The sequence below is a fragment of the Vibrio sp. vnigr-6D03 genome (assembly GCF_002835515.1).
Lineage (GTDB): Bacteria > Pseudomonadota > Gammaproteobacteria > Enterobacterales > Vibrionaceae > Vibrio > Vibrio penaeicida.
On the sequence record NZ_PIZL01000053.1, the window covers coordinates 1 to 2,582 of the forward strand.

At 41.4% G+C, this 2,582-nt stretch carries 1 protein-coding gene; it reads left to right on the forward strand.

The features are described from left to right. The first annotated feature begins 1,422 nt into the window (after window positions 1-1,422). Entirely contained in the window at window positions 1,423-1,944 is a 522-nt protein-coding gene (locus CW749_RS26930; protein WP_101115559.1) for a hypothetical protein, read from the forward strand. Window positions 1,945-2,582: the final 638 nt, after the last annotated feature.

The following is a 2,582-nucleotide window of genomic DNA, read 5'->3' on the forward strand; positions in this document are numbered from 1 at the left end:
CTGGCGTTATAGCGCTTTGAATATTCAAGTGTTTTAAGGTTCTCGAAAATTGCTGACTTCAGTGTTTTTGAGTTCTATTCCTTAACCTAAATCAAGGTGGGAAATTCTCCGTAAGCCAAGTCGCTGTAGGTTTCAAAATTGCTCAGCTTTATCAGATTTTGAAGTTTGGTTTCCGGCTAGTTTTCCTAAACTCTCGACTGAATCGGTGTTTTGGGTTTTGTGGGCTGGTTGCAGAAGATTTTGTTGGTTAAGATGCTTTTCATTGAATGCAAGCTAAGTGCTTCATTGCCAAGCGAGTTTTTTGTTTGTATCGCTCTAACAAACAGTTCAAGCAGACCAAAAACGCGTGGCATTTTTAGTTTGCGTTGGGTTTAGTGGTTAGGGTAGTTTGCATAAACAGCATTTGTGCGTTTTTGGCTACTTAACTGGGCGTTAGTTTGCAAAGGGCAGAAAAGCATTTTGGGTCTAAAAGCTTGCTCGGTTTCTGTGCTTTTCACCTGCTAGTTTTCTAATATCACGAACTTTCCGGTGGCACTATTTGGGAAGAGTTGGTGGTGGGGTAGTCATTTACTGGCTCTAACTTTTATGCAATTTCTTGTGCGCTTCTTCTTTGTTTCTGATACTTCGCGGTAAAGTGGGGTAATCGCGCACTTGGTTTTCTAGTTTTCCGAAAGTATCCTTTCTTATTTAAAGCGCGTTGAACTGTAGGTTTTCAACTCATGCTGCTTCTTAGCCAAGGTCGTTTTGTTGGTGGGGTTTGAGTTTTGAACGGTTCGGTTTACTTATGCGCTCGAATTCATTAGCTTAGCTATCAATTCAGCACCTTGGCATCTAGCCTTTGGCTTGGTCGGGTATGCAAACTAACAAATTGCTCAAGACGGACTGCTAACGCTTGGCATTTTTGGTTCCAAGTGGTTTTGTGTTTAAGGTGCGTTGCTTTGGGTTAGGTGTGCGTTATCAGCCACTTAGCAAGGCGTTATAGCGCTTTGATAATTCAAGGGTTGTAAGGCTCTCGAAAATTGCTGGCGTCAGTGTTTTTGAGTTCGATTCCTTAGCCTGAATCAAGGTGGTAAATTCTCGCAAGCCAAGTCGCTGTAGGTTTCAAAATCATTCAGCTTCATCAGATTTTGAAGTTTGGTTTCCGGCTTGCTTTCCTAAATTCTCGACTGAATCGGTGTTTTGGGTTCTGTGGTCTGGTTGCAGTAAGTTTTGTTGGTTAAGATGCCGTTCATTGAATGCAAGCTAAGTGCTTCATTGCCAAGCGAGTTTGTTGCTTGTATCGCTCTAACAAAAGCTTCAAACCGACAAACAACGCGTGGCATTTTTAGTTTGCGGTGAATTTAGTGTTTAAGGCGCAGTGCAGCGGCTTGTTTTGTGCGTTGTTTGCGGTTTAAGCTGGCGTTATGCATTTCGGGAGTTTTCATGATTAGACTACTTTCTGGTGGAAAGCCAGATTTAGAGTTAACGATTCAGAAAGGGACACTAGAAGATAGAAAAAAGCTTCTATCATTGAAAAATGAAGCGATGCTGGGTGATGGTGTTGATTTAATTTACGTTTATTCATTGGTTGATGAGGTTATTAATTACCCAAGCCAAGATGGTTCTATCATCTATATTGGAGAAGCTGGCAGAGAACGAAAAACAGGTACACGATTTAGTCAGCATATAAGCACAGAAGAAAACATTGGCGGTGATACCGGTACTAATTTCACGATCTCAAGGTATTACTGGCTTGGTAAAAAGTTGAAACTAGAAATATACGTCCTTGATAGCCAGAGAAACAAAGTTGCTAGAAAGAGTATTGAGTCACAATTATTTCAACTGCACTTAAGACGTTTTGGCGCTTTGCCAATTGGGCAAGGGGCTTCTGGAGATAACTATAAGGTTACGTTGATAAATAGTTTAAAAGCATCAGACACACTAGCTAGTATCATAAATGCATAACAAAGCATTTAAGAGTGATTCGCAACGCTTGGCAGTTTCGTTTCGCTCAAGTATAGCCAAGCGCCGCTCACGCCTTAATGCGGCGTTATAGCGCTTTGATAATTCAAAGGTTTTAAGGATTTCGAAAGTTGCTGGCTTCAGTGTCTTTGAGTTTGATTCCTCAACCAGCATCAAGGTGGAAAAGTCGTCGTCATCCAAGTTGCTGCAAGCTTTCAAAATCAATTCGGTTCGCTGTGTTTTGAAGCTTTGCTCTTGGTGCGTTTTCCTAAATTCTCGACTGAATTGGCGTTTTGGGTTTCGTGGACTGGTTGCAGAAGATTTTGTTGGTTAAGATACCTTTCATTGAATGCAAGCTAAGTGCTTCATTGCCAAGCGGGTTTTTTGTTTGTATCGCTCTAACAAACAGTTCAAGCAGACCAAAAACGCGTGGCATTTTTAGTTTGCGTTGGGTTTAGTGGTTAGGGTAGTTTGCAGAAGCAGCATTTGTGCGTTTTTGGCTACTTAACTGGGCGTTAGGCTCTAGGAGGAAATTTGACAGTCATATCTCGTGAAAATGCAGAGCACTACGTTTGGGGTGAAAGATGTGATGGGTGGCATTTAGTTAAATCTACATCCCTTAGTGTTATTCAAGAAAAAGT